At 71.1% G+C, this 24,321-nt stretch carries 22 protein-coding genes; 21 read left to right on the top strand and 1 reads right to left on the bottom strand.

Going from position 1 to position 24,321, the window contains the following annotated elements:
- Nucleotides 1-68: 68 nt before the first annotated feature.
- The 21 genes from atpA (at nucleotide 69) to ACI769_RS10785 (ending at nucleotide 23,777) form a co-directional block, all read left to right on the top strand.
- Nucleotides 69-1,700, top strand: coding sequence for a F0F1 ATP synthase subunit alpha (gene atpA / locus ACI769_RS10885; RefSeq protein WP_034653508.1), 1,632 nt, complete (start codon nucleotides 69-71; stop codon nucleotides 1,698-1,700).
- 2 nt (nucleotides 1,701-1,702) lie between these two features.
- On the top strand, nucleotides 1,703-2,599 hold the full coding sequence (locus ACI769_RS10880) for a F0F1 ATP synthase subunit gamma (RefSeq protein ID WP_043655657.1): 897 nt from the start codon (nucleotides 1,703-1,705) through the stop codon (nucleotides 2,597-2,599).
- Between the two features lie 91 nt (nucleotides 2,600-2,690).
- Nucleotides 2,691-4,172: a F0F1 ATP synthase subunit beta gene (gene atpD / locus ACI769_RS10875; RefSeq protein WP_021480886.1), complete on the top strand. Its 1,482-nt coding sequence runs from the start codon at nucleotides 2,691-2,693 to the stop codon at nucleotides 4,170-4,172.
- Nucleotides 4,173-4,304: 132 nt separating this feature from the next.
- Nucleotides 4,305-4,571, top strand: a complete 267-nt coding sequence (locus tag ACI769_RS10870) for a F0F1 ATP synthase subunit epsilon (RefSeq protein WP_021480887.1) — start codon at nucleotides 4,305-4,307, stop codon at nucleotides 4,569-4,571.
- A 13-nt stretch (nucleotides 4,572-4,584) separates the two neighbouring features.
- The gene (locus ACI769_RS10865) at nucleotides 4,585-5,001 is read left to right on the top strand and encodes a DUF2550 domain-containing protein (RefSeq protein WP_034653511.1); all 417 of its coding nucleotides are present in this window, start codon (nucleotides 4,585-4,587) and stop codon (nucleotides 4,999-5,001) included.
- A gap of 64 nt (nucleotides 5,002-5,065) precedes the next feature.
- Nucleotides 5,066-5,761, top strand: coding sequence for an endonuclease NucS (gene nucS, locus ACI769_RS10860; protein WP_021480889.1), 696 nt, complete (start codon nucleotides 5,066-5,068; stop codon nucleotides 5,759-5,761).
- A gap of 128 nt (nucleotides 5,762-5,889) precedes the next feature.
- The gene (locus tag ACI769_RS10855) at nucleotides 5,890-6,579 is read left to right on the top strand and encodes a TetR/AcrR family transcriptional regulator (RefSeq protein WP_043655654.1); all 690 of its coding nucleotides are present in this window, start codon (nucleotides 5,890-5,892) and stop codon (nucleotides 6,577-6,579) included.
- Nucleotides 6,576-7,562, top strand: coding sequence for a YndJ family transporter (locus ACI769_RS10850; RefSeq protein ID WP_409141574.1), 987 nt, complete (start codon nucleotides 6,576-6,578; stop codon nucleotides 7,560-7,562). The genes ACI769_RS10855 and ACI769_RS10850 overlap by 4 nt, the downstream gene beginning before the upstream one ends.
- On the top strand, nucleotides 7,559-8,080 hold the full coding sequence (locus ACI769_RS10845; RefSeq protein ID WP_114554274.1) for a DUF1990 family protein: 522 nt from the start codon (nucleotides 7,559-7,561) through the stop codon (nucleotides 8,078-8,080). Before ACI769_RS10850 ends, ACI769_RS10845 begins: the two co-directional genes overlap by 4 nt.
- Nucleotides 8,081-8,128: 48 nt before the next feature.
- Nucleotides 8,129-9,409, top strand: a complete 1,281-nt coding sequence (locus ACI769_RS10840; RefSeq protein WP_409141573.1) for an N-acetylglucosamine-6-phosphate deacetylase — start codon at nucleotides 8,129-8,131, stop codon at nucleotides 9,407-9,409.
- 245 nt (nucleotides 9,410-9,654) lie between these two features.
- Nucleotides 9,655-10,707 (top strand): LacI family DNA-binding transcriptional regulator, encoded by a 1,053-nt coding sequence (locus tag ACI769_RS10835; protein WP_137281218.1) that lies wholly within the window; start codon nucleotides 9,655-9,657, stop codon nucleotides 10,705-10,707.
- Nucleotides 10,708-10,777: 70 nt separating this feature from the next.
- Nucleotides 10,778-12,079, top strand: coding sequence for an ABC transporter substrate-binding protein (locus ACI769_RS10830; RefSeq protein ID WP_043653192.1), 1,302 nt, complete (start codon nucleotides 10,778-10,780; stop codon nucleotides 12,077-12,079).
- Nucleotides 12,080-12,180: 101 nt separating this feature from the next.
- On the top strand, nucleotides 12,181-13,170 hold the full coding sequence (locus ACI769_RS10825; protein ID WP_081895893.1) for a carbohydrate ABC transporter permease: 990 nt from the start codon (nucleotides 12,181-12,183) through the stop codon (nucleotides 13,168-13,170).
- A complete protein-coding gene (locus tag ACI769_RS10820) occupies nucleotides 13,170-14,093 on the top strand; it encodes a carbohydrate ABC transporter permease (protein WP_409141572.1) in 924 nt (307 codons plus the stop codon). The genes ACI769_RS10825 and ACI769_RS10820 overlap by 1 nt, the downstream gene beginning before the upstream one ends.
- 57 nt (nucleotides 14,094-14,150) lie before the next feature.
- On the top strand, nucleotides 14,151-16,448 hold the full coding sequence (gene yicI / locus ACI769_RS10815; RefSeq protein WP_409141571.1) for an alpha-xylosidase: 2,298 nt from the start codon (nucleotides 14,151-14,153) through the stop codon (nucleotides 16,446-16,448).
- 129 nt (nucleotides 16,449-16,577) lie between these two features.
- Complete coding sequence (locus ACI769_RS10810) at nucleotides 16,578-18,068, top strand: GH1 family beta-glucosidase (RefSeq protein ID WP_051027856.1); 1,491 nt, start codon at nucleotides 16,578-16,580, stop codon at nucleotides 18,066-18,068.
- Nucleotides 18,069-18,710: 642 nt separating this feature from the next.
- On the top strand, nucleotides 18,711-18,956 hold the full coding sequence (gene nrdH, locus ACI769_RS10805) for a glutaredoxin-like protein NrdH (RefSeq protein WP_021480849.1): 246 nt from the start codon (nucleotides 18,711-18,713) through the stop codon (nucleotides 18,954-18,956).
- An 82-nt stretch (nucleotides 18,957-19,038) separates the two neighbouring features.
- Nucleotides 19,039-19,470 (top strand): class Ib ribonucleoside-diphosphate reductase assembly flavoprotein NrdI, encoded by a 432-nt coding sequence (nrdI, locus tag ACI769_RS10800; protein ID WP_043653197.1) that lies wholly within the window; start codon nucleotides 19,039-19,041, stop codon nucleotides 19,468-19,470.
- Nucleotides 19,440-21,626 (top strand): class 1b ribonucleoside-diphosphate reductase subunit alpha, encoded by a 2,187-nt coding sequence (gene nrdE / locus ACI769_RS10795; RefSeq protein ID WP_076406009.1) that lies wholly within the window; start codon nucleotides 19,440-19,442, stop codon nucleotides 21,624-21,626. The genes nrdI and nrdE overlap by 31 nt, the downstream gene beginning before the upstream one ends.
- 138 nt (nucleotides 21,627-21,764) lie before the next feature.
- Nucleotides 21,765-22,745, top strand: coding sequence for a class 1b ribonucleoside-diphosphate reductase subunit beta (gene nrdF / locus ACI769_RS10790; protein WP_021480852.1), 981 nt, complete (start codon nucleotides 21,765-21,767; stop codon nucleotides 22,743-22,745).
- Nucleotides 22,746-22,826: 81 nt separating this feature from the next.
- Nucleotides 22,827-23,777 carry a fructosamine kinase family protein gene (locus ACI769_RS10785; RefSeq protein ID WP_232322746.1) on the top strand — a complete coding sequence of 317 codons (951 nt, stop codon included), beginning with the start codon at nucleotides 22,827-22,829 and terminating at the stop codon, nucleotides 23,775-23,777.
- Here the strand turns inward: ACI769_RS10785 and ACI769_RS10780 are convergent.
- Nucleotides 23,716-24,273 carry a phosphoribosyltransferase gene (locus ACI769_RS10780; RefSeq protein ID WP_085387563.1) on the bottom strand — a complete coding sequence of 186 codons (558 nt, stop codon included), beginning with the start codon at nucleotides 24,271-24,273 and terminating at the stop codon, nucleotides 23,716-23,718. The two genes, ACI769_RS10785 and ACI769_RS10780, sit on opposite strands and share 62 nt — an antisense overlap.
- Nucleotides 24,274-24,321 lie beyond the last annotated feature (48 nt).

The raw sequence follows: 24,321 nt of genomic DNA, 5'->3' as shown, positions 1-24,321 counted from the left end.
GGCCGCACAACCGACAAACGTTCGACCGCACCCGAACCACGAGGTGCGGCCACGACAGGAGAAGAGCAATGGCTGAGCTGACGATCCGGCCGGAGGAGATCCGGGCCGCTCTGGACAGCTTCGTGAAGTCCTACGAGCCCGAGGGCGCCGTGTCGGAGGAGGTGGGCCGGGTCACCCTGGCCGCCGACGGCATCGCCCAGGTCGAGGGTCTCCCGGGCGCGATGGCCAACGAGCTGCTGCGCTTCGAGGACGGGACCCTCGGTCTCGCCCTCAACCTCGACGTCCGCGAGATCGGTGTCGTCGTGCTCGGCGAGTTCACCGGCATCGAGGAGGGGCAGGAGGTCCGTCGCACGGGCGAGGTCCTCTCCGTCCCGGTCGGTGACGGCTACCTCGGTCGCGTCGTCGACCCGCTGGGCAACCCGATCGACGGCCTCGGCGAGGTCGCGACGGAGGGCCGCCGCGCCCTCGAGCTCCAGGCGCCCGGCGTCATGGCGCGCAAGTCGGTCCACGAGCCCCTCCAGACGGGCCTCAAGGCGATCGACTCGATGATCCCGATCGGCCGCGGTCAGCGTCAGCTGATCATCGGTGACCGCCAGACGGGCAAGACGGCGATCGCGATCGACACGATCATCAACCAGAAGGCGAACTGGGAGTCGGGCGACCCGACCAAGCAGGTCCGCTGCATCTACGTCGCCATCGGCCAGAAGGGCTCGACGATCGCGTCGGTCCGCGGCGCCCTCGAGGAGGCCGGCGCGCTCGAGTACACGACGATCGTCGCGGCTCCGGCGTCCGACCCGGCGGGCTTCAAGTACCTCGCCCCCTACACCGGCTCGGCCATCGGCCAGCACTGGATGTACGGCGGCAAGCACGTCCTCATCGTGTTCGACGACCTGTCGAAGCAGGCCGAGGCGTACCGCGCGGTGTCGCTGCTGCTGCGCCGCCCGCCGGGCCGCGAGGCGTACCCCGGTGACGTCTTCTACCTGCACTCCCGCCTCCTCGAGCGTTGCGCGAAGCTCTCGGACGAGCTGGGCGCGGGCTCGATGACGGGTCTGCCGGTCATCGAGACGAAGGCGAACGACGTCTCGGCGTACATCCCGACGAACGTCATCTCCATCACGGACGGGCAGATCTTCCTCCAGTCCGACCTCTTCAACGCGGATCAGCGTCCGGCCGTCGACGTCGGCATCTCGGTGTCCCGCGTCGGTGGTGACGCCCAGGTCAAGGCGATGAAGAAGGTCTCGGGCACGCTGAAGCTCGAGCTCGCGCAGTACCGCTCGCTCGAGGCGTTCGCGATGTTCGCGTCCGACCTCGACGCGGCGTCGCGCGGCCAGCTCCAGCGTGGTGCGGTCCTCATGGAGCTGCTCAAGCAGGGCCAGTACTCGCCGTTCCCGGTCGAGGAGCAGGTCGCGTCGATCTGGGCCGGCACCAAGGGCAAGCTCGACGACGTCCCCGTCGAGGACGTGCGCCGCTTCGAGTCCGAGATGCTCGACCACCTGCGCCGCAACACGGACGTCTTCTCGACGATCGTCGAGACGGGCAAGCTCGAGGACGCGACCGAGGCGCAGCTCTCGGAGGCGGTCGACGCCTTCCGTGCGGGCTTCCTCAAGGGTGACGGCACGCCGCTCGTCGGCGGCGACACCGAGGACGAGACCGAGACGGAGATCGAGCAGGAGCAGATCGTCCGGCAGAAGAGGGCCTGAGCATGGCCGGATCCCAGCGCGTCTACAAGCAGCGGATCAAGTCGACGCAGTCGCTCAAGAAGATGTTCCGCGCGCAGGAGCTCATCGCCGCGTCGCGCATCGGCAAGGCCCGCGACCGCACCGCGGCCGCGGCGCCGTACGCCCGGGCGATCACCCGGGCGGTGTCGGCCGTCGCGACGCACACGACGACGCAGCACCCGCTGACGAGCGAGCGCACGGACACCAACCGTGTCGCGGTGCTCGTCGTCGCGTCCGACCGCGGCATGGCCGGCGCCTACTCGGCGTCGATCATCCGCGAGACGGAGCGCCTCGTGGAGCGGCTCACCGCCGAGGGCAAGGAGGTCGCGCTCTACGCGGCTGGCCGTCGGGCGATCCAGTACTACACGTTCCGCGGGCGCGAGCTCGCGGGCACGTGGTCGTACGGGTCGGACGCCCCCAACGCGGAGGTAGCGGGCGAGATCGCCGAGACCCTGCTCGGTGCGTTCCTCGCGCCGGCCGCCGAGGGTGGCGTGAGCGAGCTGCACATCGTCTACACGCAGTTCGTCAACATGGTCACGCAGCGCCCCCGCGTCGTGCGGATGCTCCCGCTCGAGGTCGTCGAGGGCGTCGCCCCCGCCGGCAAGCACGACGTGCTCCCGCTGTACGACTTCGAGCCCTCGCCGGAGGCGGTGCTCGACGCGCTGCTCCCGCGCTACGTGCGCAGCCGGATCTTCAGCTGCCTCCTCGAGGCGGCGGCGTCCGAGCTCGCGGCGCGGCAGCGGGCGATGCACACCGCGACGGACAACGCGGAGGACCTCATCCGCAACTACACGCGGCTCGCGAACCAGGCGCGCCAGGCGGACATCACCCAGGAGATCAGCGAGATCGTCTCGGGTGCCGACGCCCTGGCGGCGTCATGACGGGCCGCGAGGCCCGCGCGGCCAGCACCATCACCGACATCCTGACCGAACCCGCCGGGGACCACTCCGGCACTGCGAAGCGAGGCCAGCAATGACCGCCACCACCGTGGAAGCACAGGTCGAGCACTCCAGCGGTCCCGGCGTGGGCCGAGTCGCTCGTGTGATCGGCCCCGTCGTGGACATCGAGTTCCCGGCGGACGCCATCCCCGACATCTACAACGCGCTGACCGTCGACATCGACCTGTCGTCGCAGGGCGAGGGCGAGAAGTCGTTCACGCTCACGCTCGAGGTCGCCCAGCACCTGGGCGACTCGCTCATCCGTGCGATCGCCCTCAAGCCGACGGACGGCCTCGTCCGCGGCGCGCAGGTCACCGACACGGGCGCCCCGATCAGCGTCCCCGTCGGCGACGTCACCAAGGGCAAGGTCTTCAACGTCACGGGCGACGTCCTCAACGCCGAGCCCGGCGAGACGATCGAGATCACCGAGCGCTGGCCGATCCACCGCAAGCCCCCGGCGTTCGACCAGCTCGAGTCGAAGACCACGATGTTCGAGACGGGCATCAAGGTCATCGACCTCCTCACCCCGTACGTGCAGGGTGGGAAGATCGGCCTCTTCGGTGGTGCGGGCGTCGGCAAGACGGTCCTCATCCAGGAGATGATCCAGCGCGTCGCGCAGGACCACGGCGGTGTCTCGGTGTTCGCCGGCGTCGGCGAGCGCACGCGTGAGGGCAACGACCTCATCCACGAGATGGAGGACGCGGGCGTCTTCGACAAGACCGCCCTCGTCTTCGGCCAGATGGACGAGCCCCCGGGCACGCGTCTTCGCGTCGCGCTCTCCGCGCTGACCATGGCGGAGTACTTCCGTGACGTGAAGAAGCAGGACGTCCTCCTGTTCATCGACAACATCTTCCGCTTCACGCAGGCGGGTTCCGAGGTGTCGACGCTGCTCGGGCGCATGCCGTCCGCGGTCGGTTACCAGCCGAACCTCGCCGACGAGATGGGTCTGCTCCAGGAGCGCATCACCTCGACGCGTGGTCACTCGATCACGTCGCTCCAGGCGATCTACGTCCCTGCGGACGACTACACCGACCCGGCGCCGGCGACGACGTTCGCGCACCTCGACGCGACGACCGAGCTCTCCCGTGAGATCGCCTCGCGCGGTCTGTACCCCGCGGTGGACCCGCTCGCCTCGACGAGCCGCATCCTCGACCCGCGCTACGTGGGCCAGGAGCACTACGACGTCGCGACGCGCGTGAAGTCGATCCTGCAGCGCAACAAGGAGCTCCAGGACATCATCGCGATCCTCGGTGTGGACGAGCTCTCGGAGGAGGACAAGACGGTCGTCGCGCGCGCGCGCCGCATCCAGCAGTTCCTCTCCCAGAACACCTACATGGCGGAGAAGTTCACCGGCGTCGTGGGCTCGACGGTCCCGCTGAGCGAGACCATCGAGGCGTTCAAGAAGATCGCCGACGGCGAGTTCGACCACATCTCCGAGCAGGCCTTCTACAACATCGGTGGCCTCGAGGACCTCGAGCGCAACTGGGCCCGCATCCAGAAGGAGTACGGCGCCTGACCCGACGCTCGCACGGGGCCGGGCCGTACGGTCCGGCCCCGTGGGCGTCGCTCCCGACCCGGTCCGCCGCACGCGGACCGGGCGTCGTCCCGGACAGCACACCGGGCATGAACCGCCCATGAAGGAGTTCCCGTGGCACAGCTGAACGTCGACCTCGTGGCGGCGGACCGCAAGATCTGGTCGGGCCGCGCGCAGCGGGTCACGGCCCCCGCGGCGGACGGCGAGATCGGCATCCTCGCGGACCACTCGCCGCTGCTCTCCGTGCTGCAGGAGGGCTCGGTACGCATCGCGGGCGAGGGGGAGTCCCTCGAGGTCCGCGTCTCCGGCGGGTTCCTCTCCGTCGACTCGAACCAGGTCACGATCGTGGCGGACTCCGTCGAGTCCGTACCGGCCCGCTGACCTCCGCCCGACCATGACGCCCCTGGCCTGGATCGCGCTCGGACTGCTCGTCCTCGTCCTTGTCGCGATCGGGCTGGGGGTGTGGCGTCTGCGCGCCCTGTCGCACCGCGTCGGCTCGTTCGAGTGCGGCGCGCGGCGCGCGGGCGCCCCCGGGGCCCCGTGGGTCGCGGGCATCGCGCACTACGGCGTCGGCCGCATCGACTGGTGGCGGCTGTGGTCCGTGTCGCTGCGGCCCGCCCGCACCTGGTCCCGCTACGACCTCGTCATCGCGGGCCGTGAGCCGCTCGCCGGCGAGGCGTCCGACACCTACCTCGTCCGCTGCCGCTACCGCGGCCAGGACTTCGAGCTCACGATGTCGCGGGCCGCCTACGAGGGCCTCGCCTCCTGGCTGGAGGCCGCGCCTCCGGGGCGGCGCGACGTCGTCGTCTGAGGCGTCGCCCCGGGGGCAGACGCCGTGACCGGACCGCCCACCACCGACCCGGAGGACCCGCCTCATGCGCCTCGTCGTCGCCCGCTGCTCCGCCCGCTACACGGGCCGCCTGTCCGCCCACCTGCCGCTCGCGACGCGCGTGCTCATCGTCAAGGCCGACGGGAGCGTGCTGCTGCACTCGGACGGCGGGTCGTACAAGCCGCTGAACTGGATGAGCCCGCCGTGCTCGCTCGCGGTGCGCGCGCCCTCCGACGAGGCGCGCGAGCGCGGCGTCACGGAGGTCTGGGCCGTGCAGCACGCGAAGAGCGACGACCGGCTGGAGATCGAGCTGCACGAGGTGCAGCACGACAGCTCGCACGAGCTCGGCGTCGACCCGGGGCTCGTCAAGGACGGCGTCGAGGCGCACCTCCAGGAGATGCTGGCCGCGCAGATCGAGCTGCTCGGCTCGGGCCACACCCTCGTGCGCCGCGAGTACCCGACGGCGATCGGTCCCGTCGACATCCTCGCCAAGGACCCGCTCGGCGCGACGGTCGCGGTCGAGATCAAGCGCCGGGGCGACATCGACGGCGTCGAGCAGCTCACGCGCTACCTCGAGCTGCTCAACCGCGACCCGCTGCTCGCGCCCGTGCGCGGCGTGTTCGCCGCGCAGGAGATCAAGCCGCAGGCGCGCGTGCTCGCGACGGACCGCGGCATCGGCTGCCTCGTGCTCGACTACGACGCGATGCGCGGCGTCGACGACGTCGACTCGCGTCTCTTCTGACGCTCGTCCCACCGCCGAGCGGGCGGTCGTGGTCCGTCCTGACCCCCGGACGAGCCACCATCGCCTGCTCGTCCCGCCAGGACCGTGCCGTGGTAGTTTTTGAACATGTTCAAAAAAGGCCCTGACGCATGAGCGCGACGCCGAAGTCCGAGCGGACCCGCGCGCACCTGCGCGACGTCGCGATCCGGATGCTGCGCGACGTCGGCTACGAGCGCACGACGATGCGCGCCGTCGCGGCGGAGGCGGGCGTGAGCACGGGGAACGCGTACTACCACTTCCCGTCCAAGGACGCGCTCGTCCAGGAGCTCTACCTCGACGTGCAGCGCGAGCACGCCGTGCTCGCCGCGCCGGTCCTCGCGGCGGGCGGGTCGCTCGCCGACCGGCTGCGCGGCGTGTGGGGCGCGGCGATCGACGCGTTCGCCCCCTTCCACGCCTTCGGCGCGGAGTTCGTCTCGGTCGCGATCCGTCCGGGCTCCGACGCGAGCCCGTTCTCGGCAGCGTCGACCGACGCGCGCGACCTCTCGCGCGACCTCTTCGAGGAGGTCGTGGCGGGGACGTCGTCGCGCGTCCCGGCGCACCTCCGGGCGCGCCTGCCGGAGCTGCTCTGGCTGGCGCAGCTCGGCATCACGCTCTTCTGGGTCTACGACTCCTCGCCCGGGTTCGCGCGCACGCGCCGCCTCGTCGACGGCGGTGCGGCGCTCGTCGGCAGCCTCGTCCGGCTGGCACGCCTCCCGGTCGCCCGCGGGGTGGTCGACGACGCCCTGCGCCTCGTCCAGGACGTCTCGGCGCCGGCCCCGACCCGGGGGGCGTCGTCGTGAGCCCGGCGGGGGAGGCGGTCGTCGGTCTGCTCGTGGCGCTCGGCGCGGTGGTCGTGCTCCCGCTCGGTCTCCGGCTCCTCGGGCCGCAGGTCGTCCCGGCGCCGCGCAGCGCCGCGTGGCCGCTCGCCGGCGCCGCCGCCGTCGTGAGCCTCCTGCTGCCGCACAGCCGGCTGGCCGTCGTGCTGACGCTGCCCTTCGTCCTCGCGTCCGCCGTCCTGCTCGGGGCGGGCGTCCGCCTCGCCGTGCGCACGCTGCGCGACGTGGCGCCTCCCGCCCGCCCGGGGCGCGCGCACGCCGTCGTGCCGGGTGACCGTGCGGGCGGCCTGGCGCCGCGCGTCGACCTCGCCGTCCGGGTCGCGACCGTCACCGCGCTCGTGCTGCCCGCGGTCGGGGCGAGCGCACTCGTCGCTGAGCGCGCGGAGTGGGGTCTGCTCGGGTTCTCGGGCACGTACCTCGCCCTCACGGTGCCGCACATGCTCTACGCGGGCTTCGGGGCGGCGCTCGTCGCCGGCGCGGTCGCGCGGCTCGCCCCGGGCGACCGGCTCGCGACCGCGGGCGCCTGGGGCGTCCCGGCCGGGACGGCGCTCGTCCTCGTCGGGTACTTCGTGGGCGACGTCGCCGAGCTCGTCGGGGCGGTCGTCCTCACGCTCGCGCTGTGGGCGACGGCGGCCGCCGTCGTGCGGTCGCTCGCGCGCCCCGGCGGACGGCCGGCCGCGGCCCGGGCGCTGCTCGGCACGGCGGCCGTCGTCGTGAGCGCGTCGATGGTGCTCGCGCTGTGGTGGGCGGGGGGCGAGGCCCTCGGGTTCGCGCACCCGAGCCTCGACGTCATGGCCGCGACGCACGGGGTCGGGAACGCGCTCGGCTTCGTGCTGTGCGCACTGCTCGGCGTCCGGCAGCTCGCCCGTGACGGCACGACCCCGTCCCCGGCAGGGGACCCGGACCCGACGAGCCCCCGCCCGGGGGCCGAGAGGAGCACGGCATGACGTTCACCTACCCCGAGGTCGGGGCGACGCGCACGGACCGCTGGCCCGCCGGGTACCGGCACCTGCACGTGCGGCGCCGCCTCACCGACCGCGCCCGGCCGCCCGAGGACCTCGCCCGGCTGGGCGAGCAGCTCCTCACGTGGCAGGTGCACGCCGCGGCACGCGTGCGGCTCGAGACGGACGCCCCGGTCGCCTCCCCGGGCGTGCGGGTCACGACCTTGCTCGGCGTCGGGCGCCTGCGGCTGCACGAGCCGTGCGAGGTCGTGTGGGTCGAGCGCACCGAGCGACGCGTGGGTTTCGCCTACGGGACGCTCCCGGGCCACGCCTTCGTGGGGGAGGAGCGGTTCGCCGTCGAGCGCGACGACGCCGGCGACCTGTGGTGGCGCATCGACGTCTTCAGCCGTCCCGTGCTGTGGTGGGTGCGGCCGTTCTCGTTCGCCGTGCCGACGTTCCAGCGGCTGTTCGCCCTGCACCTCGGGCGGGGCGCGCGACGGCTCCTCGAGGCGTCGGACGGCTGACCCGAGAGGTTTGCACGCCGGGTGTACGAAGTGCGCCAGAATGGCACCATGACCGACGCCGTCCGCAGCCCTCGTCCCGACCAGCAGCCCGGCACCGCGCGCGTCCTCGCGGGTCGCGTCGTCACCCCGGACGGGGTGCTCGACGACGGCGTCGTGGCCGTCCGCGACGGACTCGTCGCGTGGGTCGGCCCGCGCGCGGAGGCGGCGGCCGTCGGGTTCCCCGAGGTGCCCGCCGGGGACGGGGCGACCCTGCTCCCGGGCCTCGTGGACGTGCACGACCACGGCGGCGGCGGGTCGAGCTTCCCCGACGCGACGAGCGCGGCCGAGGCGCTCGGCGGGGCGCGCGAGCACCTGCGGCACGGCACCACGAGCCTCGTCGCGTCGCTCGTGACCGCGCCGCGCGACGTCCTGCTCGCCCGCGCGGCGACGCTCGCCGACCTCGCGGAGGCGGGCGAGATCGTCGGCATCCACCTCGAGGGCCCGTTCCTCTCGGAGGTACGGTGCGGCGCCCAGAACCCGCACGACATGCTCGACGGCGACCCGGAGCTCGTCCGCGCGATCGCCGCCGCGGCACGCGGGCACCTGCGCACCATGACGGTCGCGCCCGAGGTGCCGGGCGTCGTCGGGCCCGGGGGAGTGATCGAGACGCTCGTCGAGGTCGGCGCCGTGCCCTCGATCGGGCACACGGACGCGACGACCGAGCAGACCGAGGCGGCGATCGCCGCGGGCGTCGCGGCCTTCGCCGCGGCGGGCCGGCCGGGCGCGCGGCTGACCGCGACGCACCTGTTCAACGGGATGCGCCCGCTGCACCACCGCGAGCCGGGGCCCGTGGCCGCGTGCCTCGCGGCGGCCGCGCGCGGCGAGATGGTCGTCGAGCTCGTCGCCGACGGCACCCACCTCGCGCACGGCACGATCCGCAGCGTCGTCGAGCTCGTCGGCCCGCACGTGGGGGCGGACGGCGCGGTCGCCGGGCCCGACGCCGTCGCGCTCGTCACGGACGCGATGGCCGCGGCGGGCATGGCGGACGGCGCGTACGAGCTCGGCCCGATGCGCGTCACGGTCGCGCACGGCGTCGCGCGTCTCACCGACGGCGGGGCCATCGCCGGCGGCACCTACCACCTGCTCGACGTCGTGCGCGAGACGGTCGAGGCGGGCGTGCCGCTCGTCGACGCGGTCCGCGCGGCGTCGTGGACCCCGGCCGGGGTGCTCGGTCTCGACGACCGCGGCGGGCTGGTCGCGGGGCTGCGTGCCGACGTCGTCGTGACGGACGGCGACCTGCGCGTGCGCGAGGTGCTGCGCGGCGGAGAGAGCGTCGACCTCTCCGCCTGACCCCGGGCCCACCGGGGACCGGTCGAGCCGCCGGGCGGTGCTGCCGCCCGGCGGCTCGTGCGCGTCCGGACGTCCTCGCAGGTCGGCGCGCCCGCGGAAACGAGAGAGCGTGCTCTCGCACGACGGACTTGACTCCACCCATTTGTTCAACCAATACTCGTAACATCGAAGCGCTTCGACGACGCGTTTCGACGAAGCGCTTCGACGGCCGAGGTGCGGGACCGGACCACAGGGGAGTGGTGAGGATGGCGACGATGCAGGACGTGGCGCGACGCGCGCAGGTCTCGCTGAGCACGGTCTCGTACGCGCTGTCCGGCACGCGTCCGGTCTCCGACGCCACGCGTCGGCGCATCGAGGACGCCATGGCCGAGCTCGGCTACCAGCCCAACGCGATGGCCCGCGGCCTCGCGTCCCGCCGCAGCCACGTGCTCGCCCTCATCTACCCCGCGATGGAGAAGGGCCTCGGCGGCACGGTCGCGGAGTTCGTCTCGTCGGCGGCGGAGACCGCGCGCGAGAACGGCTACCACCTGGTCCTGTGGCCCTTCCGCACGACCCAGGCGCCGGAGGTCCGCGACCTCGTGCGCCAGGGGATGGCGGACGGCGTCCTGCTCATGGAGGTCGCGCTCGACGACGCGCGGGTCGACGTGCTGCACGAGGCCGGCGTCCCGTACACGATGATCGGCCGGACGCGGGACGTCTCCGACCGGCCGTCGGTCGACATCGACTTCGAGCGCACGACGGACGACGCGGTCCAGCACCTCGTCGACCTGGGGCATCGGCACGTGGCGCTCGTCAACCACTCGCAGGCGACGGCGGACGACGGCTACGCGCCGACGTTCCGTGCCGAGGAGGGCTTCGAGGCGGCGATGCGCCGTCGCGGGCTCGAGCCGGTCGCGCTGCGCGTCGACGAGTCGCCGAGCGCCGGCCGCGACGCCGTCGCGACGCTGCTTGCGCGTGAGCCCCGCCTCACGGCGTTCGTCACCATGAACGAGATCGCGACGTTCGGCGTCGTAGCCGAGCTCCAGCAGCGCGGCGTCGCGATCCCCGGCGACATGTCGATCCTGTCGATCGTCACGTCGCCCGGCGTCGGGGAGATGAGCAACCCGCCGCTCACCACCATGCACGCCCCCGGGGCCGAGCTCGGCCGCCTGGGCGTGCACAAGCTGCTGTCCCTCGTGGACGGCTCCCGTCCGAGCACACCGAACGTGCTCATCCCGTGCGTCCTCGAGCCCGGCAGCAGCGTCGCCCCCGCGGCCGGCCGGGCACCGGACGACGACCCCGAGCCCGCGGCTCGCTGAACACCGACCGGCCGGGCGACGCCCGGCCGCCCTCCGGCCCCCGCCGGAACTCGATGAGGAGGACACGCACATGCTGCGATCCCGGAAGATCTCGCTCGTCGCTGCCGTGGCAGCGCTCCCACTCGCCCTCGGGGCGTGCGGGAGCTCCGGCGGCAGCGGCGGGTCCGACGACCAGACCCTGACGATCTGGCACTACGAGAACGAGGACTCGGCCATGGGCCAGGCCTGGGCCAAGGCGATCGAGATCTTCGAGGAGGAGAACCCGGACGTCGACGTCGTCGTCGAGAAGCAGACGTTCGAGCAGATCCAGAAGAACGCCAAGATCGTCCTCACCGGCGACGACGTGCCGGACGTCATGGAGTACAACAAGGGCAACGCGACCGCCGGCCAGCTCGCCGCGCAGGGCCTGCTGACCCCGCTCACCGACGCGGCGACCGAGCGCGGCTGGGACGAGAAGCTCAGCGGCTCGCTCCAGACGACCGCGACCTACGACGACCAGGGCCTCATGGGCTCGGGCGAGTGGTACGGCGTCCCGAACTACGGCGAGTTCGTGCAGGTCTACTACAACAAGGACATGTTCGCCCAGTACGGGCTCGAGGTGCCGACGACGCTTGAGGAGCTCGAGACCGTCATGCAGGCCTTCAAGGCCCAGGGCGTGACGCCGCTCGCCGAGGCCGGTGCCGAGTACCCGATGGGCCAGCTCTGGTACGAGCTCGTGCTCGCGAACTCGGACCGGGACTTCATCGACCAGTACCAGCTCTTCGACGGCGACCCCGACTTCCACGGTCCCGAGATGACGCAGGCGACCGAGAAGCTCGACTCCTGGATCAAGGACGGCTACGTGGCGTCCGACTCCGCGGCGCTCACCGCCGAGGACATGGGCGTCTCGTTCATCAACGGCACCTACCCGATGATGGTCTCCGGCTCGTGGTGGTTCGGCCGCATCGTCGAGGAGATGGACGCCGACTGGGGCCAGTTCAACTTCCCCGGCAACACGCTCCAGGTCGGCTCGTCCGGCAACCTGTGGGTCGTCCCCGCGAACGCGGACTCGCCCGACCTCGCCGAGGAGTTCATCGACGTCACGCTGCGCCCCGAGGTGCAGAACATCCTCGCGGAGAAGGGCGGCCTGCCCGTCGCCGGTGACGCGTCCGTGATCACGGACGAGCGCACGCAGCAGCTCACCGAGAACTTCCAGGCGATCCTCGACGACGACGGCCTCGCGTTCTACCCCGACTGGCCCGTGCCCGGCTACTACGACGTGATCGTCAGCGAGCTCCAGTCGCTCATCAACCAGTCGAAGTCGCCGACCGAGGTGCTCGACGGCCTCGAGTCCGCCTACGTGGACGGCAAGGCGGACCTGCTCGACAGCTGAGCGGAACCGCCCGTCCCGGGCGGCCGGCCGGCACCTGCGTCGGCCGGCCGCCCGGGCACCACCCGAGCACCGCCCGAGGACCTCCCGCGAAAGAGACCGTCATGACCACCCGCACCGACACCGTGCCCGAGGCCGGGCCCGGACCCGCGCCCGAGGCGTCGCGCGCGAGCACGGCACGCCGCCGTCGTCGCCGGCCCGCCTGGCTCCCGTACCTGCCCTACCTCCTGCCCGGCGCGGTGGCGTTCGTCGTCGTGATCGGCTACCCGTTCGCGATGAACGTCTACTACAGCCTGTTCAAGTGGCGTGGCGGCATGGCGCCGATGCGCTGGTACGGGCTGGGGAACTACGCCGACCTGATGCACGACTCGGCGTTCTGGACCTCGTTCCAGAACTCCATCGCGATGATCCTCGCGATGGTCGTCGTACCGACCCTCGTCGGCCTCGTGCTCGCCGCGGTGCTGTTCGACTACCTCGGCCGCCGGTTCGGGCCCCGTGTCGCGGCGTTCCTGCGCGCGACGTACTACCTGCCCCAGATCCTCCCGGTCGCCGTGGCCGGCGTGCTGTGGAACTGGATCCTCAACGCCCAGACCGGCGCGCTCAACGTCATGCTGCGCGGGATCGGGGTCGAGAACCCGCCGAACTGGCTGGGCGACACCTCGACCGCGCTGCCGAGCGTCATGCTCGTGCTCATCTGGGTGCAGATCGGCTACCCGGTCGTCATCTTCATGTCCGCGCTCCAGCGCGTGGACCCCGAGCTCTACGAGGCCGCCGAGCTCGACGGCGCCGGCTGGTGGCGGCGCTTCGGGGCCATCACGATCCCGCAGATCCGTCCCGAGACGTTCGTCGTCACGCTCACCTGCACCGTCGCGGCGCTCAAGGTCTTCGGGCCCATCTACGTGCTCACGCGCGGCGGCCCCGAGAGCTCCACGCTCGTCCCGAGCTACTACTCGTACCTGAACTTCTTCGACAAGTCGAAGGTCGGCTACGGCGCCGCGGTGGCGACCGTGCTCACCCTCGTCATCATCGTCGTCGCCGTCGTGATCCTCGCGCTGCAGAGCCGCGCCGAGCGTCGTGAGCAGGAGGGCCGCTGATGTCCACCGTCACCACCACCCCCGCGGACGCCGTGGCGCCGGGCGCCCGCGCGTGCCGCCCCCGCCGCGCCCTGCGCGCCACGCGGCAGGACGAGCGCTACCGCCGCGGGATCGGCCGCTGGTTCGTGCTCGCCGCGGCGGTGCTCGTCGCGCTCCTCATGCTGTCGCCGTTCGTCATCATGGTGCTCAACGCGTTCAAGTCCCCGGCCGAGTACTCCCAGGACGGGCCGCTGAGCCTCCCGAGCGAGCTCTACCTCGACGGCGTGCAGAACTTCTGGACGCGCACGAACTTCCCGCAGAAGCTCTGGAACTCCGTCTTCATCTCCGCGCTCGTCGCCGTGTTCGGCACGCTCCTGTCGCTCCTCAGCGCGTACGCGATCGGCGTCGGCCGCATCAAGGGCCGGCTGTGGATCGTCACGCTGTTCCTCGTGGCGAACATGCTGCCGCAGGAGGCGCTCATCTACCCGCTGTTCGACATGGCGCAGAAGGTCGGCCTGTCGAACTCGCAGTGGTCGATCATCATCATCTTCACGGTCATCCAGGCGGCGTTCGGCACCTACCTGCTCTCGTCCGTGCTCGGGACGTTCCCGCCCGCGCTCCTCGAGGCGGCGCAGCTCGACGGCGCCGGCCGCTGGCGCATCCTGTGGCAGGTCGTGTACCCGATCGTCCGGCCGACGCTCGGCGTCCTCATGATCTTCTTCTTCATCTGGACGTGGAACGAGTTCTTCATCCCGCTGGTCATGCTCACGACCAACGACACCCAGACGATCCCCATCGCGCTCGCGTCGCTCCAGGGCGACCGGATGATGGACGCCCCGACGACCAACGCGGGCGCGCTCGTCTCGCTGATCCCCGCGCTGATCTTCTTCCTCATCTTCCAGCGCACCCTCACCCGCGGCGTGACGGCCGGCGCCGTCAAGTGAGGCCTCCGGCCTGACGCCCCGAGACACCGATACGCACCGACGAAGGAAGCACCACCCATGAAGTTCACCGACGGGTACTGGCAGGTCCGACCCGGCATGCACCCGCTGTACGCGGTCGAGGTCGACGACGTCCGCGCGGACGAGGCGGCCGGCACGCTCACCGTGTACGCGCCGACGGCCAAGATCCGCGGCCGGGGCGACACGCTCAACCGCCCGATGCTCACGACGACGTACTCCTCGCCCGCACCCGGTGTGATCCGCGTGCGCGTCGAGCACCACCAGGGCGCGGTGCGCCGGGGCCCGGCGTTCCAGGTGACCGGCGAGCCCGGGTTCCGCCCCGAGGTCGAGGTGCACGACGACGTCGCCGTCCTGCGGTCCAAGGACCTCGCGGTGCGCGTGCACCGGGGCGACCGCTGGCGCGTGGACTTCGAGGCGGACGGCGAGGTGCTGACCTCCTCGCTGCCGAAGTCGGTCGGGCACGTCACGTCGGACGACGGCGGCGCGTGGACGCACGAGCAGCTCGCGCTCGAGCCGGGCGAGCTCGTGTACGGCCTGGGGGAGCGGTTCGGCCCGTTCGTCAAGAACGGCCAGGTCGTGGACATCTGGAACGAGGACGGCGGCACGTCGAGCGAGCAGGCGTACAAGTCCGTGCCGCTCTACCTCACGACCAAGGGCTACGGGGTGTTCGTCGAGCACCCGGAGAAGGTCTCGTTCGAGGTCGCCTCCGAGGTGAACACGCGCGTCCAGTTCTCCGTCGAGGGGCAGTCGCTGGAGTACCTGGTCATCCAGGGCCCGACGCCCAAGGACGTGCTGCGCCGGTACACGGCGCTGACGGGCCGCCCCGCGCGCGTGCCGGCGTGGTCGTTCGGCCTGTGGCTCACGACCTCGTTCACGACGAGCTACGACGAGCAGACCGTGAACGGCTTCATCGACGGCATGGCCGAGCGCGACCTGCCGCTGTCGGTGTTCCACTTCGACTGCTTCTGGATGCGCGAGTACCAGTGGGTCGACTTCGAGTGGGACCCGCGCACGTTCCCCGACCCCGAGGGCATGCTCCGGCGCCTGCACGACCGCGGGCTCAAGGTGTGCGTGTGGATCAACCCGTACGTCGCGCAGCGCTCGCCCCTCTTCGCGGAGGCCGCGGAGCAGGGCTTCCTCGTGCAGCGCGAGGACGGGTCCGTGTGGCAGTGGGACCTGTGGCAGGCGGGCATGGGCCTGGTGGACTTCACCAACCCCGACGCGACCGCGTGGTACGTGGGCAAGCTCGAGGGCCTGCTCGACCAGGGCGTCGACTGCTTCAAGACCGACTTCGGCGAGCGGATCCCCGTCGACGGCATCGCGTGGCACGACGGCTCCGACCCGCGCAAGATGCACAACTACTACGCCCAGCTCTACAACGAGGCGGTCTTCCGGCTGCTCGAGCGCAAGCGCGGCGAGGGCGAGGCGGTGCTGTTCGCGCGGTCCGCGACGGCGGGCGGCCAGCAGTTCCCCGTGCACTGGGGCGGCGACTGCGACTCGACGTACGCGTCGATGGCCGAGTCGCTGCGCGGCGGCCTGTCGATGTCGATGTCGGGCTTCGGCTACTGGAGCCACGACATGGGCGGCTTCGAGGGCACGCCGGACCCGGGTGTGTTCAAGCGCTGGACGGCGTTCGGCCTGCTGTCGTCGCACTCGCGCCTGCACGGCTCGGGTTCGGTCCGGGTCCCGTGGGCGTTCGACGACGAGGCCGTCGACGTGACGCGCAAGTTCACGCACCTCAAGCTCTCGCTCATGCCGTACCTCGGGCGGGTGGCCGAGGAGGCGCACACCGACGGCGTGCCGATGATGCGGCCGCTCGTGCTCGAGCTCCCGCACGACCGCGCCGGGTACACCGCGGACACGCAGTACCTGCTGGGCGACGCGCTCCTCGTCGCGCCGGTGTTCCGCGCGGACGGCCGCGCGGAGTACTACGTGCCGGAGGGCACGTGGACCCGTCTCGTCCAGCCCGACGACGGCCCCGCCCTGAGCGAGACCGTGACCGGCCCGCGCTGGGTCACCGAGACGCACGGGTTCGACTCGCTCCCGGTGCTCGTGCGCCCGGGCACCGTCCTGCCGGTCGGCGCCCGCGCCGACCGGCCGGACTACGACTGGGCCGACGGCGTCACGCTGCACGCGTTCGAGCTGCCCGACGGGTACGACGAGCTCGTGGTCGTCCCGCCGTCGGACGGCGCGGCCGGGGCCACGTTCCGCGTGCGCCGGTCGGGCGCGACCCTCACCGTCTCGTCCGACGACGCCCCCGCGGCCTGGTCCGTGCGGGCCGGCGCGGCGACGGCCGAGGCGCACGGCGCGACGCGCGTGACTCTCGACCTCGGCTGAGGACGTATCCTGGGCGGACGCACCATGGAAGCGCTCCCATGACGCGTCCGCCCGGCGTCGTTGCGCCGGCCACCGACCCGACCACCGTCGCGGACCACGTCGTCCGACGACCGACCAGCGAGGACCCTCGTGACCACCGACACCACCGCCCCCGTCGCCGTCGACGCGCAGGCCGCGCCCGCGTCGTCGGGCCGCCGCACGTTCCCGACCGACTTCCTCTGGGGCTCCGCGACCGCCGCCTACCAGATCGAGGGCGCCGCCGCCGAGGGCGGCCGCACGCCGTCCATCTGGGACACGTACTCCCACACCCCGGGCCGCACGCTCAACGGCGACACGGGCGACGTCGCGGACGACCACTACCACCGCTGGCAGGAGGACGTGCAGCACATCGCCGACCTCGGCCTCGGCGCGTACCGGTTCTCCATCTCGTGGTCGCGCGTGCAGCCGGGCGGTACCGGCCCGCTCAACCCCGAGGGCGTCGCGTTCTACTCGCGCCTCGTCGACGCGCTGCTCGAGAAGGGCGTCAAGCCCGTCGTCACGCTCTACCACTGGGACCTCCCGCAGGAGCTGGAGGACGCCGGGGGCTGGGCGAACCGCGACACCGCGTACGCGTTCGCCGAGTACGCCCGCCACATGGCGCGCGAGCTCGGGGACCGGATCGACACCTGGACGACCCTCAACGAGCCGTGGTGCTCCGCCTACCTCGGCTACGGTTCCGGCGTGCACGCGCCCGGCCGCACCGAGCCCGCCGCGGCGCTCGCGGCCGTGCACCACCTCAACCTCGCGCACGGCCTCGCCGTCCAGGCGATCCGCGACGAGCTCGGCGAGGACGCGAAGACGTCCGTCACGCTCAACCTGCACGTCATCCGGCCCGACGACCCGTCGTCGGCCGCGGACCTCGACGCGGTGCGGAAGATCGACGCGCTCGCCAACCGCGCGTTCCTCGCGCCCATGCTCGACGGCCAGTACCCCGCCGACCTGCTCGCCGACACCGCGCACGTGAGCGACTGGTCGTTCGTGCGGGAGGGCGACCTCGAGACGGTGCGCCAGCCGCTGTCGATCCTCGGCGTCAACTACTACTCGACCGTGCGCGTGCGCCACTTCTCCGGCGAGGGCGAGCGGTCCGAGAACGACGGTCACGGCGCGTCGAGCCACAGCCCGTGGATCGGCGTCGACGACGTGGAGTTCGTCCAGCAGCCCGGCCCGTACACCGCCATGGGCTGGAACATCGAGCCCGCCGGCATGACCGAGCTGCTCGTGTCCGTGGCGACGACGTACCCGCACCAGCCGATGATGGTCACCGAGAACGGCGCCGCGTTCGCCGACGAGGTCACGGTCGACGCCGACGGCACCCCCCGCGTGCACGACGACCGCCGCGTCGCCTACCTGCACGACCACGTCGACGCCGTGGGCGCCGCGATCGACGCGGGCGCCGACGTGCGCGGGTACTTCGCGTGGTCCCTGCTCGACAACTTCGAGTGGGGCTACGGGTACGAGCGCCGCTTCGGGATCATCCGCGTCGACTACGACACTCTCGAGCGCACGTGGAAGGACTCCGCGCACTGGTACCGCCGGCTCGCGACGTCGAACGCGCTCCCCACGGTCGACGAGACCGCCTGAGCCGTCTCGCCCCTCACAGGCCCGCCCGGTCCGCCGGGCGGGCCTTCGTGCGCTCGTCCGCGACCACGGCCCCGGTCGAGCGCGGTCGTCGGGGGGCCGTCACCGAGGGGTGACCTTTGTCGCACGGGCGCGGCGCGCGGTGCGACACGCCGAAGAAGCACGACACGCCGACGAGTTCACCGGCCGTCGTGTCCGGATTGGGCTGATTCGCGCGGGCGGTGGCGCATCCTCAGGAAGGCGGGTGCAGGCTGGTGGAAAGGCCTCGACGGCTCCGCACAGGGTGTGGACCGACGTCGTCCCCACCCTGTGGACGGCGTCGTGCCGTCCGCGGGAAGACGCCGTTCCGGGCCGGTCAGATCGGTGGACGACGGGCTGTGGACGAGCACTCCGGGGGAGTGTCGGAGGGGCCTGGGACCATGGATCCATGACGGCTAGCACACCCGCCGGGGTGAAGTTCCACCACGACATCTAGTGCAGTGGCACGGTCTCGACCACTAGGTATAGTGGTTGCACACCCAGGGGGCCGGAGGCCTCCTGGCGAATCACACAGACGTAGTTCCACCGGTGTCCTTCGAGGTCAGGGATGTTTCTCCCTCCCCGAGGACCGTCCCGGACGAGAGCGCGAGACGAGGAGCCACCCCCATGAGCGTCACGGTCTACAGCAAGCCGGCCTGCGTCCAGTGCGACGCGACGTACCGCGCTCTCGACAAGAAGGGCATCGAGTACTCCGTCGTGGACATCACCCAGGACGCCGAGGCGCTCGAGCTCGTGCGCGGGCTCGGCTACCTGCAGGCTCCCGTGGTCGTCGCCGGGGACGAGCACTGGTCCGGGTTCCGCCCCGACCAGATCACCGCCCTCGCGCAGAAGGTCTCGCCGGTCGTCGCCTGACCGGCCTCCCCGGAGCGCCGCGAGAGCGCCCGGAAACCCGTAAGGAAGCAGGCGGAGCAGGGCAGGACGGAGGTGCGTCCCCGTGGGGTCGCTCGTGTACTTCTCCAGCGTCAGCGAGAACACGCACCGGTTCGTCCAGCGGCTCGACCTGCCGGCCCTCGGCATGGACGTCCAGCGCATCCCGCTGCGTCCGACCGAGGGCTTCCTGCGCGTCGAGGAACCGTACGTGCTCATGGTCCCGACCTACGGGGGCGGCAACGAGGGCGGTGCCGTCCCGCGCCAGGTCGTGAAGTTCCTCAACGACGTGCACAACCGGTCGTTGATCCGCGGCGTCATCGCCGCCGGCAACACCAACTTCGGCGAGGCCTACTGCATCGCCGGCGACATCATCTCCGCGAAGTGCCAGGTGCCCTACCTGTACGCCTTCGAACTCCTGGGAACAACCGAGGACGCCGCGCGCGTCCGCGACGGATTGGGACGATTTTGGCAACGACAGTCACGGATTCCGGCGTGAGCGTGGCAGGTGGTGGCACCGTCACCGAGGTGCCGCTCGCGAGCACCCAGCTCGACTTCCACGCGCTCAACGCGATGCTCAACCTCTACGGCCCGAACGGCGAGATCCAGTTCGACAAGGACCGTGAGGCCGCGCGGCAGTACTTCCTGCAGCACGTCAACCAGAACACCGTCTTCTTCCACGACCTCGCGGAGAAGCTGGACTACCTCGTCGAGAACAAGTACTACGACCCGGCCGTCCTCGCGAAGTACGACCGCGAGTTCGTGAAGTCGTTGTTCGAGTTCGCCTACGCGAAGAAGTTCCGCTTCGAGACGTTCCTCGGCGCCTTCAAGTACTACACGTCGTACACGCTCAAGACGTTCGACGGGAAGCGCTACCTCGAGCGCTTCGAGGACCGCGTCTGCATGGTCGCGCTCGGCCTCGCCGACGGCAACGAGCAGGCGGCGCTGGACATCGTCGAAGAGGTCATCTCGGGCCGCTTCCAGCCCGCGACCCCCACGTTCCTCAACGTCGGCAAGGCGCAGCGCGGCGAGCCCGTGTCCTGCTTCCTGCTGCGCATCGAGGACAACATGGAGTCCATCGCGCGCGGCATCAACTCCGCGCTGCAGCTCTCCAAGCGTGGCGGCGGCGTCGCCCTGCTCCTGTCGAACATCCGCGAGCACGGCGCGCCCATCAAGCACATCGAGAACCAGTCGTCCGGCGTCATCCCCGTGATGAAGCTGCTCGAGGACTCGTTCTCCTACGCGAACCAGCTCGGCGCGCGCCAGGGCGCCGGTGCCGTGTACCTGCACGCGCACCACCCCGACATCATGCGGTTCCTCGACACCAAGCGCGAGAACGCGGACGAGAAGATCCGCATCAAGACGCTGTCGCTCGGCGTCGTGATCCCGGACATCACGTTCGAGCTCGCGAAGAAGAACGAGGACATGTACCTCTTCTCGCCGTACGACGTCGAGCGCGTCTACGGCAAGCCGTTCGCCGACATCTCGATCACCGAGAAGTACGACGAGATGGTCGACGACTCGCGCATCCGCAAGACGAAGATCAAGGCGCGCGACTTCTTCCAGACGATCGCCGAGCTCCAGTTCGAGTCCGGCTACCCGTACATCATGTTCGAGGACACGGTGAACAAGGCGAACCCGATCAAGGGCCGCATCACCCACTCGAACCTGTGCTCGGAGATCCTCCAGGTCTCGACGCCGTCGACGTTCAACGAGGACCTCTCGTACGACCACGTCGGCCGCGACATCTCCTGCAACCTCGGCTCGCTGAACATCGCCAAGACGATGGACTCGCCCGACTTCGCGAAGACGATCGACACCGCGATCCGCGCGCTCACCGCCGTCTCCGACCAGACGAGCATCGAGTCGGTGCCGTCGGTCAAGCGGGCCAACGAGTCCGGCCACGCGATCGGTCTCGGCCAGATGAACCTCCACGGCTACCTCGCGCGCGAGCGGATCCACTACGGGTCCGAGGAGGGCATCGACTTCACGAACATCTACTTCTACACGGTCGCCTACCACGCGATCGCGGCGTCGAACCGCCTCGCGATCGAGCGCGGGCGTGCGTTCGGCGGCTTCGAGGACTCGAAGTACGCGACGGGGGAGTACTTCGACAAGTACACCGACCGCGTGTGGGAGCCCGCGACCGAGCGCGTTCGCCGGCTCTTCGCCGACGCCGGCGTGCACATCCCGACCCAGGACGACTGGGCGGCTCTCAAGGCCTCGGTCATGGAGCACGGGATCTACAACCAGAACCTCCAGGCCGTCCCGCCGACGGGCTCGATCTCCTACATCAACAACTCGACGTCCTCGATCCACCCGGTGCCGTCGAAGATCGAGATCCGCAAGGAGGGCAAGATCGGGCGCGTCTACTACCCGGCGCCCTACCTGACGAACGACAACCTCGAGTACTACGAGGACGCGTACGAGATCGGCTACGAGAAGATCATCGACACGTACGCCGCCGCGACGCAGCACGTCGACCAGGGTCTGAGCCTCACGCTGTTCTTCAAGGACACGGTCACGACGCGCGACGTCAACCGCGCGCAGATCTACGCGTGGCGCAAGGGCATCAAGACGCTCTACTACATCCGCCTCCGTCAGATGGCCCTGGAGGGCACGGAGGTCGAGGGTTGCGTCAGCTGCATGCTGTAGTCGCCTGAGGCAGCCACCGGTTGCCTCGATGCCCGGTGCCGTCGGCCACCCTCTCGGAGAGGCGTGGCCGACGGCGCAGGGTCCGGTCCCACGAAGTCATCCCGGTCGGTCCGGGGTCAGCAGGAGAGAAGAAGGCAGATGTCGCCCACGGGGAAGCTCAAGCTCATCGATCGCGTGAGCGCGATCAACTGGAACCGTCTCGAGGACGAGAAGGACCTCGAGGTGTGGGACCGCCTCGTCGGGAACTTCTGGCTGCCCGAGAAGGTGCCGGTGTCGAACGACATCCAGTCGTGGAACACGCTCACCGCGCAGGAGCAGGAGCTCACGATGCGCGTGTTCACCGGCCTGACGCTGCTGGACACGATCCAGGGCACGGTCGGTGCGGTGTCGCTCATCCCCGACGCGATCACGCCGCACGAGGAAGCGGTGTACACCAACATCGCGTTCATGGAGTCGGTGCACGCCAAGAGCTACTCGTCGATCTTCTCGACGCTGTGCTCCACTCGTGAGATCGACGACGCGTTCCGCTGGTCGGAGGAGAACCCGAACCTCCAGCGCAAGGCCGAGATCGTCATGGAGTACTACAAGGGCGACTCGCCGCTCAAGCGCAAGGTCGCGAGCACGCTGCTCGAGTCGTTCCTCTTCTACTCCGGCTTCTACCTGCCGATGTACTGGTCGTCGCGCGCCAAACTGACGAACACGGCCGACCTCATCCGCCTCATCATCCGCGACGAGGCCGTGCACGGGTACTACATCGGCTACAAGTTCCAGAAGGGTCTCGAGAAGCTCTCCCCGGAGGAGCGCGACGAGCTCAAGGCGTACACGTTCGAGCTGCTCTTCGAGCTGTACGAGAACGAGGTGCAGTACACGGAGGACCTCTACGACGGCGTCGGGCTGACCGAGGACGTCAAGAAGTTCCTGCGGTACAACGCCAACAAGGCGCTCATGAACCTCGGTTACGAGGCGCTCTTCCCCAAGGACGAGACGGACGTCAACCCGGCGATCCTCTCGGCGCTGTCGCCGAACGCCGACGAGAACCACGACTTCTTCTCCGGGTCCGGCTCGTCGTACGTCATCGGCAAGGCCGTGAACACCGAGGACGACGACTGGGACTTCTGACCCTCGTCCGCCTTCGCGCCGAGGGCCCGGGTCCGCGCAGAGCCGCGGGTCCGGGCCCTCGGCGACTGGCATAGTCCCGCCATGGGCATGCTCAGGGAGCGGCTGCGCGCCGCAGGGCTCGACGACGTGACCTCGGTCGAGCCGGTGAGCGGCGGGCTCGCCGCGACAGCCGGGCTGGCCCGGCGCGTCGACGGCGCGCCGCTGTTCGTCAAGGCGTTCGACACGGACGCACCGGGCGACGACGTCTTCACGGTCGAGGCCGAGGGCCTGGCTGCGCTCCGCGCCGCCGGGCTGGAGACCCCGGACGTCGTCCACGCGGGCCCGGACCTGCTCGTGCTGTCCGCGCTCGCCCCGCGGCCCTCGACGCCGGCCTTCTGGGAAGACCTCGCCCGTTCGCTGGCGCACGTGCACACCACGACCCGCAGCGAGCGCTTCGGCTGGCACCGGGACGGCTGGCTCGGCCGCCGTCGACAGGTGAACACCTGGACGGAGGACGGGTTCGACTTCTTCGCGCAGCACCGCCTGCTGCGCTGGCTCGACGAGCCGCGGGTCGACGCCGCCCTCGACGCCGCGGACCGCGCCGCGCTCGAGCGTCTGTGCGCGCGGCTCCCGGAGGTGCTGCCGGGAGGTCCAGCCTGCCTGACGCACGGCGACCTGTGGGCGTCGAACGTCATGGCGACCGCCGACGGACGCCCGGCCTTGATCGACCCGGCCGTCTCCTACACGTGGCCGGAGGTCGACCTGGCCCACGTGTGGACGACCGCGCCCCCGCCCGAGGCAGGTGCCTTCTTCGGGCTCTACGCGGAGCTCACCGGCCTCGACGACGACTGGCGGGAGCGCCTGCCCGTCGTCCAGCTCCGGCAGCACCTAGCCGTCGTCGCGCAGTTCGACCCCGACCGGGGCTGCGGCGGACGCCGTCCGCGCGACGCTCGCGCCCTTCCGGACCTGCTGACCGACGACGGCCGTCCGGTCAGTCGTTCGGCCGGGACTGCGCACCCTCGACGGGAGGGTCGGCCGACCACGGGAACGTGATCCAGAGGTCGGTGTCCTTCCACGAGTAGTCCGGCTGGATGATCGTGCGCGGCTTCGTGTAGAGCACCGCGGAGCGGGCCTCGGCCCCATGGGTGCTGAGCATGTCCATGACCAGGGCGAGCGTCCGGCCCGAGTCGGCGACGTCGTCGACCACGAGCACGTGCGCGCCCGGCAGGTCGGACGTGTCCATGAGGGGCGGCAGCACCCGCGGGTCGGTGAGGGTCTGGCCGATGTCGGTGTAGAACTCGACGTTGAGCGTGCCCACGCCCTTGGTCCCGAGTGCGTACGCGACCGCGCCGCCGGGCAGGAGTCCGCCGCGGGCGACCGCGACGACGACCTCCGGGCGGAACCCGCTCGCGACGACCTGCTCGGCGAGCTCGCGCGCGGCGACGCCGAAGGTCTCCCACGTGAGCACCTCGCGCTCGGGCGGGGCTGTCAAGGGGGTCGCGGCGTCGTCGGGCACGGGTGGGACCGAGGTCGTGGAGGCGTCCGTCATGCGTCGAGCCTACGACCCGCCCACGCCCCGCCCGACACGCCCGGACGC

The sequence above is a fragment of the Cellulosimicrobium sp. RS genome (genome assembly GCF_046159675.1).
GTDB lineage: Bacteria > Actinomycetota > Actinomycetes > Actinomycetales > Cellulomonadaceae > Cellulosimicrobium > Cellulosimicrobium funkei.
The sequence above is the reverse complement of the archived record's forward strand: the minus strand, read 5'-3'. Positions and strand labels throughout refer to the sequence as shown.

Excerpts from the sequence above, each read along its gene's own strand:
- ACI769_RS10835 (WP_137281218.1), top strand. The coding sequence starts at position 9,655 with ATGGCGACGATGCAGGACGTGGCGCGACGCGCGCAGGTCTCGCTGAGC.
- ACI769_RS10840 (WP_409141573.1), top strand. The coding sequence starts at position 8,129 with ATGACCGACGCCGTCCGCAGCCCTCGTCCCGACCAGCAGCCCGGCACC.
- atpD (WP_021480886.1), top strand. The coding sequence starts at position 2,691 with ATGACCGCCACCACCGTGGAAGCACAGGTCGAGCACTCCAGCGGTCCC.
- ACI769_RS10865 (WP_034653511.1), top strand. The coding sequence starts at position 4,585 with ATGACGCCCCTGGCCTGGATCGCGCTCGGACTGCTCGTCCTCGTCCTT.
- nrdF (WP_021480852.1), top strand. The coding sequence starts at position 21,765 with ATGTCGCCCACGGGGAAGCTCAAGCTCATCGATCGCGTGAGCGCGATC.
- ACI769_RS10780 (WP_085387563.1), bottom strand. The coding sequence starts at position 24,273 with ATGACGGACGCCTCCACGACCTCGGTCCCACCCGTGCCCGACGACGCC.
- yicI (WP_409141571.1), top strand. The coding sequence starts at position 14,151 with ATGAAGTTCACCGACGGGTACTGGCAGGTCCGACCCGGCATGCACCCG.
- ACI769_RS10880 (WP_043655657.1), top strand. The coding sequence starts at position 1,703 with ATGGCCGGATCCCAGCGCGTCTACAAGCAGCGGATCAAGTCGACGCAG.
- ACI769_RS10825 (WP_081895893.1), top strand. The coding sequence starts at position 12,181 with ATGACCACCCGCACCGACACCGTGCCCGAGGCCGGGCCCGGACCCGCG.
- nucS (WP_021480889.1), top strand. The coding sequence starts at position 5,066 with ATGCGCCTCGTCGTCGCCCGCTGCTCCGCCCGCTACACGGGCCGCCTG.
- ACI769_RS10845 (WP_114554274.1), top strand. The coding sequence starts at position 7,559 with ATGACGTTCACCTACCCCGAGGTCGGGGCGACGCGCACGGACCGCTGG.
- ACI769_RS10820 (WP_409141572.1), top strand. The coding sequence starts at position 13,170 with ATGTCCACCGTCACCACCACCCCCGCGGACGCCGTGGCGCCGGGCGCC.
- ACI769_RS10785 (WP_232322746.1), top strand. The coding sequence starts at position 22,827 with ATGGGCATGCTCAGGGAGCGGCTGCGCGCCGCAGGGCTCGACGACGTG.
- ACI769_RS10830 (WP_043653192.1), top strand. The coding sequence starts at position 10,778 with ATGCTGCGATCCCGGAAGATCTCGCTCGTCGCTGCCGTGGCAGCGCTC.
- nrdH (WP_021480849.1), top strand. The coding sequence starts at position 18,711 with ATGAGCGTCACGGTCTACAGCAAGCCGGCCTGCGTCCAGTGCGACGCG.
- atpA (WP_034653508.1), top strand. The coding sequence starts at position 69 with ATGGCTGAGCTGACGATCCGGCCGGAGGAGATCCGGGCCGCTCTGGAC.
- ACI769_RS10855 (WP_043655654.1), top strand. The coding sequence starts at position 5,890 with ATGAGCGCGACGCCGAAGTCCGAGCGGACCCGCGCGCACCTGCGCGAC.